14 protein-coding genes are annotated in these 15,731 nt (G+C 45.1%); 11 read left to right on the top strand and 3 right to left on the bottom strand.

What is annotated here, in order from left to right; genetic code table 11:
• The first annotated feature begins 6 nt into the window (after positions 1-6).
• From R3D00_20110 to R3D00_20075, 8 genes are all read left to right on the top strand, one after another.
• On the top strand, positions 7-1,185 hold the full coding sequence (locus R3D00_20110) for a glycoside hydrolase family 57 protein (protein ID MEZ4775500.1): 1,179 nt from the start codon (positions 7-9) through the stop codon (positions 1,183-1,185).
• Between the two features lie 36 nt (positions 1,186-1,221).
• Positions 1,222-2,058 (top strand): hypothetical protein, encoded by an 837-nt coding sequence (locus R3D00_20105; GenBank protein ID MEZ4775499.1) that lies wholly within the window; start codon positions 1,222-1,224, stop codon positions 2,056-2,058.
• A gap of 15 nt (positions 2,059-2,073) precedes the next feature.
• Positions 2,074-4,470 (top strand): glycoside hydrolase family 31 protein, encoded by a 2,397-nt coding sequence (locus tag R3D00_20100; GenBank protein ID MEZ4775498.1) that lies wholly within the window; start codon positions 2,074-2,076, stop codon positions 4,468-4,470.
• Between the two features lie 132 nt (positions 4,471-4,602).
• Entirely contained in the window at positions 4,603-7,398 is a 2,796-nt protein-coding gene (locus R3D00_20095; GenBank protein ID MEZ4775497.1) for an alpha-amylase family glycosyl hydrolase, read from the top strand.
• Positions 7,399-7,757: 359 nt separating this feature from the next.
• Entirely contained in the window at positions 7,758-8,030 is a 273-nt protein-coding gene (locus tag R3D00_20090) for an autorepressor SdpR family transcription factor (protein MEZ4775496.1), read from the top strand.
• The gene (locus R3D00_20085) at positions 8,027-8,668 is read left to right on the top strand and encodes an SdpI family protein (protein ID MEZ4775495.1); all 642 of its coding nucleotides are present in this window, start codon (positions 8,027-8,029) and stop codon (positions 8,666-8,668) included. The genes R3D00_20090 and R3D00_20085 overlap by 4 nt, the downstream gene beginning before the upstream one ends.
• Positions 8,665-9,621 carry a CPBP family intramembrane glutamic endopeptidase gene (locus tag R3D00_20080; GenBank protein MEZ4775494.1) on the top strand — a complete coding sequence of 319 codons (957 nt, stop codon included), beginning with the start codon at positions 8,665-8,667 and terminating at the stop codon, positions 9,619-9,621. Before R3D00_20085 ends, R3D00_20080 begins: the two co-directional genes overlap by 4 nt.
• Positions 9,622-10,036: 415 nt before the next feature.
• Positions 10,037-10,339, top strand: coding sequence for a hypothetical protein (locus R3D00_20075; protein MEZ4775493.1), 303 nt, complete (start codon positions 10,037-10,039; stop codon positions 10,337-10,339).
• 2 nt (positions 10,340-10,341) lie between these two features.
• Here the strand turns inward: R3D00_20075 and R3D00_20070 are convergent, their stop codons facing one another.
• The 3 genes from R3D00_20070 to R3D00_20060 form a co-directional block, all read right to left on the bottom strand.
• Positions 10,342-11,316 (bottom strand): transglycosylase SLT domain-containing protein, encoded by a 975-nt coding sequence (locus R3D00_20070; GenBank protein ID MEZ4775492.1) that lies wholly within the window; start codon positions 11,314-11,316, stop codon positions 10,342-10,344.
• Positions 11,317-12,345 (bottom strand): amidohydrolase family protein, encoded by a 1,029-nt coding sequence (locus tag R3D00_20065; protein MEZ4775491.1) that lies wholly within the window; start codon positions 12,343-12,345, stop codon positions 11,317-11,319.
• A 189-nt stretch (positions 12,346-12,534) separates the two neighbouring features.
• Positions 12,535-12,939 carry a MerC domain-containing protein gene (locus R3D00_20060; protein ID MEZ4775490.1) on the bottom strand — a complete coding sequence of 135 codons (405 nt, stop codon included), beginning with the start codon at positions 12,937-12,939 and terminating at the stop codon, positions 12,535-12,537.
• 100 nt (positions 12,940-13,039) lie between these two features.
• Here R3D00_20060 and R3D00_20055 point away from each other — a divergent pair, with 100 nt between their 5' ends.
• Genes R3D00_20055 through R3D00_20045 form a run of 3 tightly spaced genes read left to right on the top strand, consistent with a single transcriptional unit; the run spans position 13,040 to position 15,337 of the window.
• A complete protein-coding gene (locus R3D00_20055) occupies positions 13,040-13,666 on the top strand; it encodes an ATP-binding cassette domain-containing protein (protein MEZ4775489.1) in 627 nt (208 codons plus the stop codon).
• Between the two features lie 32 nt (positions 13,667-13,698).
• Positions 13,699-14,907: an FtsX-like permease family protein gene (locus R3D00_20050; GenBank protein ID MEZ4775488.1), complete on the top strand. Its 1,209-nt coding sequence runs from the start codon at positions 13,699-13,701 to the stop codon at positions 14,905-14,907.
• Positions 14,900-15,337: a DUF3299 domain-containing protein gene (locus tag R3D00_20045; GenBank protein ID MEZ4775487.1), complete on the top strand. Its 438-nt coding sequence runs from the start codon at positions 14,900-14,902 to the stop codon at positions 15,335-15,337. Before R3D00_20050 ends, R3D00_20045 begins: the two co-directional genes overlap by 8 nt.
• Positions 15,338-15,731: the final 394 nt, after the last annotated feature.

Here is a 15,731-nt window from a genome sequence, read left to right as displayed (position 1 = left end):
ATTCCGATGCCTTCTGTATGTTTATATTTTCAGGTTCATCAACCTTACCGGCTCCGGCCCTTGTCTGTGTTTCATATCGGAAGCCACCACAAATACTGGAATAAAAGGCTGAATGAGTCGCTGCTGAATCGCATTTCGGATCACTGTTATCTCCCGGCCAATGAGGTGATTTTGTCTCAGATCGAAAAACATAAAGGTAAATTCCGATTAGCCTATTCCCTCAGTGGCGTTTTGATCGAACAATTGGAAAGCCAGCGCCCGGAAGTGCTGGATTCCTTTCGAAGACTGGCAGAAACTGGTTGTGTAGAATTTCTCTCAGAGCCCTACTATCACTCTTTAAGCTTTTTATATAATCGCGACGAATTTCACCGTCAGGTGTTGCTTCACCGGGAAAAAGTTCAGCAAATACTAGGCTATACGCCGACCGTATTTCGCAATACAGAGCTAATCTATCAAAATCACATGGCCTATTTTGTGATGAAGATGGGATATAAAGGAATCATTGCAGAAGGCGCTCATGCCGGACTCCACGGGCGCTCTCCCAATTATATTTACCATCCGCCCCATCTCCACAAAATCAGCCTGATGTTGCGCAATTATGCGCTTTCAGATGATATATCTTTTCGTTTTGGCGACCGCAACTGGGCACATTATCCTCTGCATACCGATGTTTTTGCGGGTTGGTTGTCCTCCCAGCACGGAGAAGTAGTATGCCTGGGAATGGATTATGAAACATTTGGCGAACATCACAAAGCAGATAGTGGCATTTTGAAGTTTCTCGATTCCCTTCCGGAAGCTGCTTTTCAAACGGGAAATATAAACTTTGTTACGCCTTCAGAAGCTTTTGAAAAATATCCCGCCAAAGGTAGTTATGATGCTTCGCGATTTGAATCCTGGGCAGGTACCGAAAAAGACATCACTCCCTGGCGGGGAAATGAGATGCAGGAGGAAGCATTGCAAAAAATATATGACCTGCGCGAGACAGTGATAGAAAAACAATCGCCTGGACTGATGCGTGAATGGTCGCTGTTGCAGACCTCTGATCATTTTTATTATATGGCTACCAAAGAAGGCGAAGAGGCAAATGTTCACGCCCATTTTTCCCCCTGGAAGTCCCCTTATGATGCTTATATTTGTTTTATGAGTGCAATTGCCGATTTTCAATTAAAACTGCAAAAAATTTGACAATGCGGCAATGTTTGACGAATATAGCCTGAGGTTATGTTAATTGCGGAAAGCGGATCGACAAAGACAGAATGGCGACTTTGCCATGGCGGAAAGGTTGTCAAATCCTTTCGTAGCAGGGGGTTTAATCCCAATGTCATGCCGGAAGAAATGATCCGGAATGAAATATCGTCCATACAAAAATCACATCTTTCCGGCGATCAGCCTGACAGCATATTTTTTTACGGTGCAGGTACCCGGGGAAAAACGCAAAACCAGCTTGTAAAAAATATTTTTCAAGGTTTGTTTCCTCATGCGGAAATTACCATTGGATATGACCTGCTGGCCGCAGCCAGAAGTACGGGAAGGACAGAAGGTCTTGCCTGTATTTTGGGTACAGGCTCGAGCGTTTGCCGACACAAAAACTTTGAAATCGAAGAGATTCGTGGAGGATTAGGCTATATGTTTGGCGATGAAGGTTCCGGAGCAGATCTCGGGCGAAGCCTGGTCAAAGCCTTGCTTCAGCATGATCTTCCTGAAGAAGTCGGCGTATATCTGGAAGAAAAAGAAGGGATGGGTATCCACGACCTGAAAATGGCAATTACCCGCCATCCCAAACCGAATGTGCGCATGGCTGTTCTTGCGCCATATCTTCAGGATTTTCTGCATCTGCCCGAAGTATTTGAGATGGTAACAGAAAGGTTTGGTCAGTTTCTCGACACGACAGTCTGTCGTTTTCCCGGATACCGGCAACTGCCGGTTGATATTATTGGTTCCGTCGGATACTATTTTTCGAAGGCCTTTTCGCAGGCCTGTGATGCGCGGGGGATTACCCCAGGAAAATATATTAAAGACCCCATTGAATTTCTGGTAACATACCATTTATCGCATTAGTAATTGATTTCTGCTTTGCAAAACCGAAAGAAAAATCCCCAGTTGGTTTCACATTGGGAACAAAAGGAAAATAAATATTACTTCTATTGTCCCGAAACCGTCCTAGAAGTCTCTGTTTATGCCGAAAACATTATTCGTTTTCGCTTTTTTCCTGAGGGTAGGCCAGAGCCTGATTTTTCTTATGCCATTCCCACAAAAGGAGATCTGCCCGCACCAGAATGTGCACATTCCGTAAAATCTGAAGGCGATGTTTATGTACTTTCCACAGATGAAATCGATTGCAAAATATCCAAAACCCTGCACACATCCATTTACGATAAAAGTGGGAAGCTGATTTCTCAGGATGAAAATGGTTTCCACTGGGATCCACATCCCGATTATGGTGGGAATATCGTCTATTGCAGCAAAAAAATTCAACAGCAGGAAAATTTCTTTGGCCTGGGAGATAAACCCAACCGGCTTAATATGAGGAGTTTGCGGTTTGAAAACTGGGGTTCTGATACCTATGGTTATGAGAAAACCACTGACCCTTTATATAAAAATATTCCCTTTTATTTCGGTCTCCATCACAATATTGGCTACGGCATATTTTTCGACAATTCTTTCCGCACCCGGTTTGATTTTGGACATGACCGCAGCGATGTATGTACATTCTGGGCCAAAGGCGGGGAGATGAACTATTACTTTATCTATGGCCCGGAGCTTTTGCGGGTAGCCGAAAGTTATACGTATCTGAGTGGAAAACCAGAACTACCACCATTGTGGGCGCTGGGCTATCATCAGTCCAAGTGGTCGTATTACCCCGAAAATAAAGTTAAAGCACTCGCGAAAAAATTCAGGGAAATGGAGATCCCCTGTGATGTTATCCATCTGGATATCGAATATATGGACGGGTTCCGGTGTTTTACCTGGGACAAAGAGCGTTTTCCCGATCCGCGGCGTATGATTGCAGAACTGGAGTCAGACGGATTTAAGACGGTGGCAATCATTGACCCCGGTATCAAGATAGACAAAAACTATTTTGTGTATCAGCAGGCAGTCGAAAAAGGGTATTTCTGCCGTAGAGCGGATGGCCCCATTATGCAGGGAACAGTCTGGCCGGGTGCCTGTCATTTCCCCGATTTTACCAATCCTGAAGTGAGAGACTGGTGGGCAGGATTGTTTAAGGACTTTATGAAGTCAGGGATTCACGGTATTTGGAATGATATGAATGAACCTGCGGATATGGAGCGGGGAACTTTTCCGGTAGATACACGCCACGATTATGACGGGCACAGATGTAGCCACCGTAAAGCGCACAATATCTATGGCATGCAGATGGCCCGTGCTTCCTACCACGGTGTGAAAAAGGCCATATTCCCACGCAGGCCCTTTCTCATCAGCAGGTCTGGGTATTCGGGACTGCAGCGTTATGCCGCTGTATGGACCGGAGACAATCTGGCCACGTGGGAACATTTGTGGATGGCCAATATCCAGTGTCAACGTCTGAGCATATCCGGTATTTCGTTTTGCGGATCAGATATCGGCGGATTTATCGGTGAATGTAATGGCGAACTTTATACCCGTTGGATGCAACTGGCGGTATTTCATCCGTTTTTCCGCACCCATTCTTCCGGTGATCATGGCGAACAGGAACCATGGTCTTTTGGCGAACCTTATACAGATGCAATCAAAAAAGCGATTGTTCTGAGATATAAGCTGTTACCCTATATTTATACAACCTTTTGGCGGCATACGGAATCCGGAACACCCGTCATTCGTCCACTCAGTTTTCTTGATCAGACAGACCCTGAGACTTACTTCCGAATGGAAGAATTTGCCGTAGGAGATAATATACTTGTTTGTCCTATTGCTGAACCCGGTTCAATCGGACGGAAAATGTACCTTCCTAAAGGCTTGTGGTATAACTTCTGGACCGACGAAATAGAAGAAGGCGGAAAAGAGTTTTTTGCAGAGGCCTCTTTGGATCAATTTCCGATTTTTGTAAAGGCCGGTGCGACCATTCCCCAAAGCCCGGTTATGCAGTATGTGGGACAGAAAAAAATCGAAGTATTGGATCTGCATGTATATTATTGTAAAGGGCAGTACACCAGCGAATTGTACGAAGATGCCGGTGAATATTATGATTATGAACTGGGCAATAATACAGTAAGAACCTTTACACTCAGGGTCGATTCCCCCTCGGTTGTTCATGTCTTACAGCGGAAGAAAGGCCGGTTTAATTCTGAATATGGAGAGTTTCAACTGATTTTTCATGGCCTGCCTTTTACTCCGGCCGGGATGATCGTTGACGGGGAAACTACGATATTTGAAATGGATCCTGATGCCATTGACGAACGATTTTCCGTTGTATTAGACAAAGACTTTGAAGAAATGCATCTGATGAGACTGGATGCTTTTGCCGAAAGCTGATGATTAGCGGCATAAATGCGGTTCATCCTATCAGGTGAAACTTTTTATTGTCGTGTATTTGTGCCAAATGATCGACTGGGGCGAATCTTCTATGCCTGTTTGGGTATTTTGCGCCATAAACAATAACACAATATGTTCAAAACTACTACCTTCTCAGCTATTCTGTTTTCCCTGTTGATTTTCTTTCAGGTAAATCTCCATGGACAGATCCTTTCAATTGACCCTGTTTTTCCCACAGTAGAAGACACCGTCACGATTGTGTACGACGCTACACAGGGAAATGGTGCACTCACGGGCGTTTCTCCTGTTTATGCACATGCAGGAGTAATCACCAATCTCAGTACAACTCCTACAGACTGGAAATATGTACAGGGGAACTGGGGTACTGCCGATCCCAAAGTACTGATGCAAAATCTGGGAAATAACCGACACCAGATAAAATACCATATTCGTTCTTATTACGGAGTTCCAGCCAATGAAACCGTAGAAGAACTGGCTTTCGTATTCCGAAATTCCGATGGCTCTAAGGTTGGCCGTGATACCGATGGCTCTGACATTTATTATCCCGTGTACAGCGGCGGGGTGCTCGATATCGCTATTCTTACCCCCTCCGGTTCTGTATTTGCCAATATCAATGATATGATTGAAGTGAAAGCAGCTGCTTCAGACTCCGCTTCCCTTCGGTTATATGAAAATGGCGTGCAGCTATTTCAGACTTCGGGCAAGTCGCTGGTATATTCTTATTCTCCCAATTCTCAAGGCAATAAATGGATAAAATTTCAGGCGGATAACGGCACAACCGTAAAGTCTGATTCTTTTCTCGTTGTTGTTTCCGCTCCTTCGAATATCGCCAGCCTTCCTGCCGGTGTAGAACCGGGAATCAACTACATCAATGATTCTACAGCGGTTCTTGCGCTCTATGCGCCCAACAAAAATTTCGTATATGTGCTGGGCGATTTCAATAACTGGCTTCCCGATGCGGCGTATCAGATGAACCTTTCCCCTGATAGTACTACTTACTGGATCCAACTCAACGGGCTTACTCCCGGCCAGGAATATGGCTATCAATATCTGGTAAATGGCTCACTGAAAATTGCAGATCCTTATTCACAAAAAGTACTCGACCCATGGAATGACCCCTGGATAACAGCTCAAACCTATCCCGGGCTTAAGCCTTATCCCCAGGAGACAGATGGAATTGTTTCTGTACTTCAGACCGCCCGCCCGGCCTACAACTGGCAAACAACCACCTGGGAACGCCCTGACCCTGCTGACCTTGTCGTTTACGAACTCCTGGTAAGAGATTTTATCGCGGCGCATGACTACAAAACTTTGATAGATACTTTGCCATATCTTCAAAACCTTGGTATCAATGCTATTGAACTAATGCCGATCATGGAATTTGAGGGAAATAGCAGCTGGGGGTATAATCCCTCCTTCTTCTTTGCCGCAGACAAATATTACGGCCCCGAAAAAGACCTGAAGGCTTTTATTGATACTTGCCATAGCCGGGGGATTATGGTTATACTGGATATGGTACTCAATCATGCCTTTGGGCAAAATCCATTGGTGCAGCTGTATTGGGATGCGGCAAATAACCGCCCTGCTGCGGACAACCCCTGGTTTAACCCCATAGCCAAACACCCCTTTAACGTTGGGTATGACTTTAACCATGAAAGCCCGCAGACCAAATATTTTGTTGACCGTGTACTGAGTTACTGGGTAGAAGACTATCATTTTGATGGATTCCGAATGGATCTTTCCAAAGGATTTACCCAGGTAGATTATGGCAGTGATGTAGGGGCATGGTCTAATTATGATGCTTCCCGTATCGCATTGCTGAAACGTATGTTTGATCAGCTTCGTTCTGTCGACCCCAGCGTATATTTTATTCTTGAACATTTTGCCAACAATTCAGAAGAAAAAGAACTGGCGGGTTATGGGATGATGCTGTGGGGAAATCTCAACCACAACTACAATGAGGCCACAATGGGGTATCTGAATGACTCCAACTTTGAATGGATTTCCTATAAACAGCGTACCTGGGCTGAGCCGCATGTAGTGGGCTATATGGAGAGCCATGACGAAGAGCGGCTGATGTATAAAAATATAACTTTCGGCAATGCAAATGGAAGTTATAACACCAAAGATCTGCCTACGGCACTTTCCCGAATGGAGTTGGCCGCAGCCTTTTTCTTTACCATTCCCGGTCCCAAGATGATTTGGCAGTTTGGTGAACTGGGGTATGATATCAGCATCGACTTTAATGGAAGGGTAGGGGAAAAACCCATCAAATGGGAATACTTCCAGGGCCCATACCGCCGCAGATTATATAATGTTTACAGCGCGATTATCAATCTGCGCAGAAGTCATGAAGTGTTTCACACTGATCAATATTCGTTGGCATTATCCGGCGCATTCAAGCGGATCAACCTCAACGGAGGGCAGATGAATGTAACCATAGTAGGCAACTTTGACGTAACTTTTGCCTCAGGAAACCCCAATTTTCAGCATACAGGAACCTGGTACAACTACCTGACAGGAGACAGTATGAATGTTGCCAATACTACCGCGGCTATCGGACTTCAACCCGGCGCGTATGCGATTTATACCGACGTGCGCCTTACAAAGCCCGATCTTACGCTGGCTGTTGATCCCGGCTTTGAGTCATTCCCTGCAAATGTGTACCCCAATCCCTTTTCAGACAACTTCGAAATAAGTTTTACACTGGACAAATCCTCATGGGTTAATATTGAGCTTTATACTTTGTCCGGGCAGAAAATACCTGCGATGAGCAGCCGTAGTTTTTACCCGTCGGGCGAACAGTTTCTGACCCTGGATGGTGAAAATCTCACTCCGGGAGCGTATATGCTGAAGATCAGTGACGAGAACGCCACGACAGTGAAAAAGATTATCCGGCTGCCGTAGGCAGACGTGAAGACGTGAGGCATGTATTGACATAGGGCGCTTCTGCGCCAGTAAAACCGGCGGCTGGTATTCAGCGCGCCGGTTTTTTTGTGGTGGAGGTATATACTTTTCGAAAGTATAAAGTGATCGGGATAAAGATACTTTTTAAATGAAAGTGAGGAATCATCTGCACAGCCAACCACCAACCACCAACAGCCAACAGCCAACAGCCAACAGCCAACAGCCAACCCCCCTCCCATTTAATTAATAGACATATAAAAATTTAGATAAATATCTAATTAGATACTTGCCTAATTATTTAAAACTTGTATATTTGAGCGTAGAATGATGAAGAAGTGGATGAAACTGACATACCGGAAATGAACGAATTGTTTAAAGCATTAAACGACCCTACGCGACGTAAAATCCTCGAAATGCTGAGGGAAAAGGATCTCACCGCCGGTGAGATTGCCGATGCTTTTGATATGACCAAACCGAGTATTTCTCATCACCTTGATCTTCTCAAGCAGGCAAAAGTCGTGATCGCTGTAAAAGAAGGGCAGTTTATTCGCTACTCGCTCAGTACAACAGTGCTGGATGACCTGCTGGGATGGCTAATGTCATTAAATGATCCTAAAAACAAAGAACTATGAACTTTGCAGAAATTGTCAAGCGAAACTGGCCGACACTTGTCGTTGCAATCCTTCCATTTATTCTACTGGCTTTATTCTGGAACAGACTTCCGGGACAGGTTCCCCTGCACTGGAATGTTAACGGGGAAATTGATAATTATGGTCCCAAGGCTACATTAGTCATATTCCCTTTTATCACTTTTTCGGTGGTTGTGCTGTTGTGGGCTGTGCCTTTTATTGACCCCAAGAAAAAAGGCGAATATTTCCAACCTACCTTGAACACACTGGGACTTGTGCTGGCTGCGTTTATGCTGTTTATTTTTATTCTGATTTTGGTTTCCAGTTTAGGTTACAAGAAGGATATTAGCTCTTTTGTGATTATTGGGGTATTACTGCTGTTAATGATTATTGGTAACTATTTTGGTAAACTGCGGCCCAACTATTTTGTCGGAATTCGCACGCCGTGGACACTCGAAAAAGAAGAAGTCTGGATAAAAACTCATCGCTTTGCCGGAGTTCTCTGGGTATTTGGTTCGCTGTGTATGATTGTGTTGACGCTATTTATGCCGAGAGAGGCGTTTGCCTACGTTTTTATTCCTTTTATCATTCTTATTTCTACTGCTCCGCTCATCTATTCCTATATTATTTATAAAAAATGAACCGTAGAAAAATCACACTCTACCTACTGTTGAGCTATGGAATCAGCTGGACACTGGCTTTGATTGCATGGATAGCAGGTTTGAAAATGGACAGTACTTATGGTGCAATACTGGTTGGGGGGCTGTTTATGTGGGGCCCGGCGCTAGCAGTATTTATCATTCAGAAGGGCATTTATAAAGAGCCGCTGGCAAATTATGGGTTTTCTGTAAAAAACTTTGATTACCGTTTTTTCTTCGCCAGTATGCTCACACCGGTAGCTGCCATTCTGATCTATTTTCTTGTAGTTTTTCTTCTTGGAAATGTCGCCGCATTACCTGGCTTCGGCCATTTTTCTCTTTCTCAGGATGGAATAGTCAACAATATCAGGGAAATGACCGCGGGTATGGACGAGACAAAACAAGCACTCGCCGAAGCTCAGGTGAGAAGTTTTCCTGCCTGGCTGTTTCTTGTAATTAACATTGCCAGTGGTCTGGTGGCCGGTGTCACTATCAACCTCTTGTTTACGTTTGGGGAAGAATTTGGCTGGCGTGGATTGTTGTTGCAGGAGTTGAAGCCTTTGGGATTCTGGAAAAGCAACCTGTTGATTGGTTTGGTCTGGGGACTATGGCATGCGCCTCTGATTGTACAGGGGCATAACTACCCGGGGTATCCCGTATGGGGAGTGATTGCGATGTGTTTTTTCTGTATTTCTATTTCTTTTGCCATCGCCTATATGGGAGAAAAAACGCGCAGTATCCTGGGGGCAAGTGCCTTTCACGGTGTATTGAATGGCATTGCGGGTATCGGCATATTGGTCGTTGGTGAGGCAAATCCTTTGGTCGGAGGACCCGCAGGTGTGGCCATGATGATTTCTTTTCTGATAGTGACAGTCATTATCAGATGGGCTGACCCAAAGTACTTCGGTTCTCCCATGAATCTTCCGTATGTGGAAAATATTTCTCCGGACCATTGATCTTTTGAAAGTGCGCCCGTCTAAACTGCATTCTATAGGAAAAGCTTATTGTAACGGTAGAGATTTTATATTTCTGCCGTTTTTTTTATTTATCAGGTCAGGTTTCTTTTTCCTCCCCGTCTAATGTGAGTGGGAAAAGCAACAGCCGGTGGTGGTACAAAATACTGCTGCCGGTTTTTTTTTGTTTCAAATTGAAACAACTGCGTTCCATACTGAAACATGGGACACAGAAGAAACAACAGAAGTATGATTTAAATTTTTGATTATCAGGTAATTGTGTTGTGGAATGTTTATTGGTAAATATAAGAAATGGTTGCTTGGAAAAGTAGATAGATGACAAAGTCTTTCTGGAAAATTTCCAACCATTGCTTAGAACGGGTGTCTTTTTTCTATAATTCCCCATAAAAATTCTGCCATGAATCGTTTTTACAAAACCCTGATCCTGTGTTTGTTTTTTTTCGGTAGCACCAGTCTTTTTGCTGCAACTTTTTCCCTAGCATTGCCTGTCCCCAATCCGGAGATCTCTCTTCAGGATAAGCCTAAGGCGAAAGACGAAAAAATAGAAAACACGGACTCGCCGTTGACTATGATGTTTAGGGAACTATTGGGGTATATTTATACACCTGCAATTTCTCCAACAGGTAAGACCGAAAAAATGGCTTCATCTGAGAAGGAAATTCAACTTCCCAAAGAAGACAAAAAACTTCCGGCAAATTAATATCAGGGCATCATAGCTTCCGGCGGGCAGATCAGCCCGGTATTCTGAATCATATCATCCAGTTCCATAAGCGCAGCCAGCACAATTTGGGAATAGTTTTGCGAAGCATTTCCAAATCTCCGCGACCGTGTCTGCCACAAATCGAGCATTAGCTGCATCCCTCCTTCTTTGGGCTGGATTTTTTTCATTACTCGTGCGACATTGCCGATCCCGGCGTGGTAAACATGCATCACCAGCAGTCGAAACCATAAGTCAGTTTCGTTGTATTCAAGATTGTATTTTTGGCAAAGCTGTCGGGTTTGGGGAAGGCAAATGGTATTTAACAAACGTGCGGCTCCTTTGGCCGATTTTTCAAAGTCTGCCCGCTCGTCGATGGTGTCATTGACCAGTAATCCCATATCGCGGGCGACACCTTCCATCAGTTGAAAAGCGCCATAAGCCCCTTCGGTAGAAGCCTGTAATTTTCCCGGACTTTCAATCAGCAGAATGGCCTGTGCATACCAGGGATCGGTGCCTTCCTCCATAAAGACTCCCACGGCCTTATCGATTCCCCTAAGGACTTTATCAAACTGGTAAAAATGCCTTCGCCCACTGGTGAAATAAATTTCATCCCTGGATGAAAGACCATACTTTTTGCGAATCTGGTCTTCGTAGGCTTTTTTCTGTTTCCGTGTTTTAAAAGACCATTCCCATGTGGAAACCAATCCCACGATTTCGCGGGTTTTGGCAATATTTACTACGCTGGTATCAGGGCCGATTTCCATCATTTTCCGCCAGAATTTTGGTTGTCCCAGCGTATCCCAACCTTCTTTATACAGGGTCGAGTCCTGGACAATCCGCAGGCAAATGGCATCATCTGTAAACTGGAGAAACAGGGCCTCTTCAGAGATGACATCTCCCGGAGAGGTTACTTGTGCCGGCCAGTTGACAAACAGAAAGGCGATCAGGCTCCAGATAAAAGAACGAACTTTTCTCATCTATTCGGGAAACTGTGAAGCGTCAATATTGGGCACTACTTTTAGTGCATTTTTGTAATAGATTTTTTTCAGCACATCATCCGGCAAATCCATTCCATACATTTTCCAGAAGGCATGGCGTTTCCGGTAATAATCAAAATACTCATCCGCTGTTTCCAGTACGCGGAAATACACATAATATTCTTCCGGATGCCATGAATCTTTGCCAAACATGATCCGATCCTGATATTTGATAAAAAATGCCCGTGCTGCGCGTGGCTGCCGTCCCAGTTCTGCGAGAATAGCGCCGATCTCTGTGTACATATTGGGAAGTTCGTCCATCAGTTTGCCCAACTGGTCCAGGTCATTGGCAAGCCAGCCCATATGTGCGTTGATAAATTTTGTTTCCGGGTGTTTTCTGAAAATATGGTGCTGTTCTTCCATGACCTCTTCCCACGATGGATAAACCTTCGGGTCGCGGTATCGGTTGGGCACCTGCTTTAGCTCCAGCCATCTTTCATTGTATTTGTCTCTCGGCTTCCAGAAGGCCGCAGGTTCGCCGGTATGGATTAAAACAGGTATGCCAAGCTCGCCGCATTTGGCCCAGACAGGGTCCAGGCGCGGGTCATCCACGTGGATACGGTTGCCTTTACTGTCTTTTGCAGTGAGCCCCAGGTCTTTAAAAATTTTTAGTCCATTGGCACCCAGTTTTACGTCGTTTTCAAGTTGCCTGACCGTAGCTGTTGTCCAGTTGGGGTCGTCAAAACCATCGAAACTGATATTGGTGAAGATGATAAACCGGTTGGGTTTATTCTTTTTTACGTTTTCCAAAGATTTGGGAAGATTGTCGGGACTCCTCCATCCACGGCCGCTGAGGTTTACCATGACGGCCATATTGAGTTTATCCATTTCATCAGTCAACTCATTGAGATCCATAGTCGGCATCTGCCATTGATGGTTGTGCACATCGATGAATGGATACTTTGCACGGGTGACCGGGTGCTGGGGTACTACAAGCGTGGAGATCGGGGTATATTCTTCAAACCCCATGGTTGTATCAGCCGGATTCAGCGGTTGCCCCTGAAGCGTCCAAAAACCTGCTGTAATGCCGATGGTCAAAACCATTCGTAGAAAATTCATAAGGCAGTCTGGATTATGTTTAAACAAAAATAACCCTGCAACAATCAAGCTGCAACTTTTATAAAATTTTCCCGATACGAATAATTGCTTTTTCCAGGCTTATGACCTGGCCAAACCTTTGCGCAGATTGATCAGGTGGGTTACGATGAGGGTAAGTGCAGCTCCATAGGCCAGAAACTGGAAAACAGGAGCGTAGGATTCCAGCATCAGCATAGCTGCGAGGAAGGAAAAAGAAACCCAAAGCAATATTTTCATGTTTTTGCTTTCCGTATGTTTGGCTGAAAACCACACTGCGGCAAATCCAAATACCAAAAATACATAGTCCCACCACGGTTCCAAAAACCAATGGCCTCCTGAAGCATGATCGTGTACAGAGGCGCTGATACCGATATAAAATGGCGCAACCAGACAGTGAATCATGCAAATGGTCGCACTGGTAATTCCGAGATAATCAGAAATTCCCGGAGAAGTGGTTGCGGTGGATTTTGTGGGAGTAGAAAACATGCCGCAAATATACAGGCATTTTGTCTAAATGCAACGATGTTGCAAATAATTCTTGTACATTTCCTTTTGCTGGGATTGGGTCTTTGTTAGATTTGTAGCTATGCTTAGCAGTCAGTCATTAGTATTTTCTTATCCGGGTGGTCAGGCGTTTCATTTTCCTGATATCTCCTGTGAAAAAGGCCAATCGCTGTTGATTCTCGGTGAGTCCGGCAAAGGAAAAACTACCTTTTTGCATGTACTGGCAGGTTTACTTCCCCCACAGTCCGGCGAAGTCAGGGTGGGGGAGACGAATCTGTATTCGCTTAAGCCTTCTGTATTAGATACCTTTCGGGGAAGAAATATAGGGATGATTTTTCAGCGGGCACATTTTATTTCTGCTCTCTCGGTTCGCGATAATCTGATCATGGCGCAATACCTGGCCAAAAAGCCACAGGATCGCCATTCTGCGGAAGCTGTGCTGGAAAGGCTTGGGCTTGCCCAAAAATTTACTGCCAAACCTTACCGTCTCAGCCAGGGAGAACAACAACGCGCCGCCATTGCCCGGGCATTGATGAACCAGCCGAAAGTGATTCTGGCTGATGAGCCTACTTCTGCTCTCGATGATCGCAATTGCTCCCAGGTCATCGGGTTGCTGGAAGAGCAGGCTGCCAATGTGGGCGCTGCTCTTGTGATTGTCACCCATGATGCGAGGCTAAAAGATCGTTTTCACAATCAGATTGTGTTGTAAAAGGATGTTTAAAACAAAAGAAATCTCCGGAAATGAATATACTTTCTGTCAGTTGGCATAATCTCCGTGCAAGGCCGCTGGCCTCCTTTCTGAGTCTGCTGCTGCTGACTTTTGGGGTGAGCATTATTTCTCTCCTTTTGCTGCTGAATGCGCAACTGGAGGGCAATTTTAATAAAAATGTGCGGGGCATTGATATGGTGCTTGGCGCCAAAGGAAGCCCTTTGCAGCTGATTTTGGCAAGTGTTTATCATATCGACAATCCGACAGGAAATATTCCCCTTGAAGAAGTCGAAAAGGCAATGGACAATCCGATGGTCGAAAAATGGATTCCGCTGGCGTATGGCGACAATTACAAAGGTTACCGGATACTGGGTACTGATCATCAGTATGTCGATCATTATGAGGCTTCGCTCGCAGAAGGTTCGCTCTGGGAGAAAGATTTTGAAGTTACGCCCGGTGCGTTGGTGGCAGAAAGGCTGGGGCTGAAAGTAGGCGATGAGTTTCTCGGCGCGCATGGGGTGGTGGGCGAATTGAATATTCACGATGGCCATGCCTATAAAGTCTCCGGCATTCTCAACCCGTCCGGAACGGTGATCGACCAGCTGATTCTTACCAATATTTCCAGCGTCTGGAACATTCATGAAGAACACGAAACTACCGAAACAACCGGAGCAGAAGCTGAGCATGAAGCTGAACACCGCGATATCACAGCTGCCCTTGTAAAATTTCGCACACCGATGGGCACGATGATGATACCCCGGAAAATCAATCAGGAGACCTCTATGCAGGCTGCCCTTCCTGCCATAGAAATCAACCGGCTGTTTAGTCTGTTTGCTGCGGGGATTCAGACCATCAGGGCGATTGCGGTAGCGATAATTATTATTTCGGGAATCAGTGTATTTATTTCCCTATACAGCAGCCTGAGAGACCGTAAGTACGAACTGGCAATCATGCGAACGCTGGGTGCATCGCGGCTTCAGTTGTTTGGATTTGTGGTGCAGGAAGGGTTGATTTTATCTGTATGGGGATTTATACTTGGAATGTGTGTCAGCCGCGGAGGAATGATTTTTCTTTCAGCTGTGATCGAGTCAGATTATCATTATCAGTTTGATCCCTGGCATATTTTACCGGAAGAAGGTTATCTGCTCGGATTAACTTTGCTGATAGGGTTTGTTGCCGCACTAATCCCCGGCATTCAGGCGTTTAATACCCATATTTCAGAAACACTCGCAGATGGATAAAATAAAGTGGATGATCGTATGGCTGGTGATGGGGATATTGCCCCTGCCAGTTTTTGCGCAGCAGAAAGTATCGTGGGAAACGCTCGCAAAAGTAAATTATGAATTTATCCGCAAGGAAGGCCAGGCGCTTTGGTTTGGGAAAGCCAGTTTTCCACCCGAAATCCAATCGCTGGAAGGCCAACAGATTCGAATCACCGGCCACGTACTTCCGGCAGATGCCAGCGAAAACAGCTATATTCTGTCTGCTTTTCCATTTAGCTCCTGCTATTTTTGTGGAGGAGCGGGCCCCGAGTCAGTGGTCGAACTACATCTGAAAAAACGAAAAGAGAAATACAAACTCGACGAAGTTGTAACCTTTACGGGCATTTTGCGGCTCAATGACCGGGAGATGGAGCTGAACTACATTTTGGAAGAAGCGGAGGCGGAATAAATTACAAATGGCAAAGGGAAGGTTATCGCTTATTGACTCGGCCTAAAATAGGTTAACACAGGGGTTGATTTTTATTCGGAATTATCAACTTATTGGGATAAACCACGAAGGGCACAAGGAAGTCTCAAGGGGCACAAAGCGCAGTTTCCTTGTGCCCTCATATGTTTGCAAAATAGAAAAAATGAGGAGTACTTAAAAGAAGAATGAGGCCGGATAGGCAAGCCGATTTGTGCCCGAGTACGGATCAAGCGAGCCGATACTGACACAAAGGAAAAGTCCTATCTGGTTCTCTCCTTCAGGCTGAACAGTACTGTAGGAAGGACGACTGAAGTTGCGATCCTGAATCAAACGGTGAGAAGAGTCAAGGGGAGAGATTCATTCTTTGTATCACCTT

Source organism: Bacteroidia bacterium (genome assembly GCA_041391665.1).
Classification (GTDB): Bacteria; Bacteroidota; Bacteroidia; order J057; family J057; genus JAGQVA01.
The sequence above is the reverse complement of the archived record's forward strand: the minus strand, read 5'-3'. Positions and strand labels throughout refer to the sequence as shown.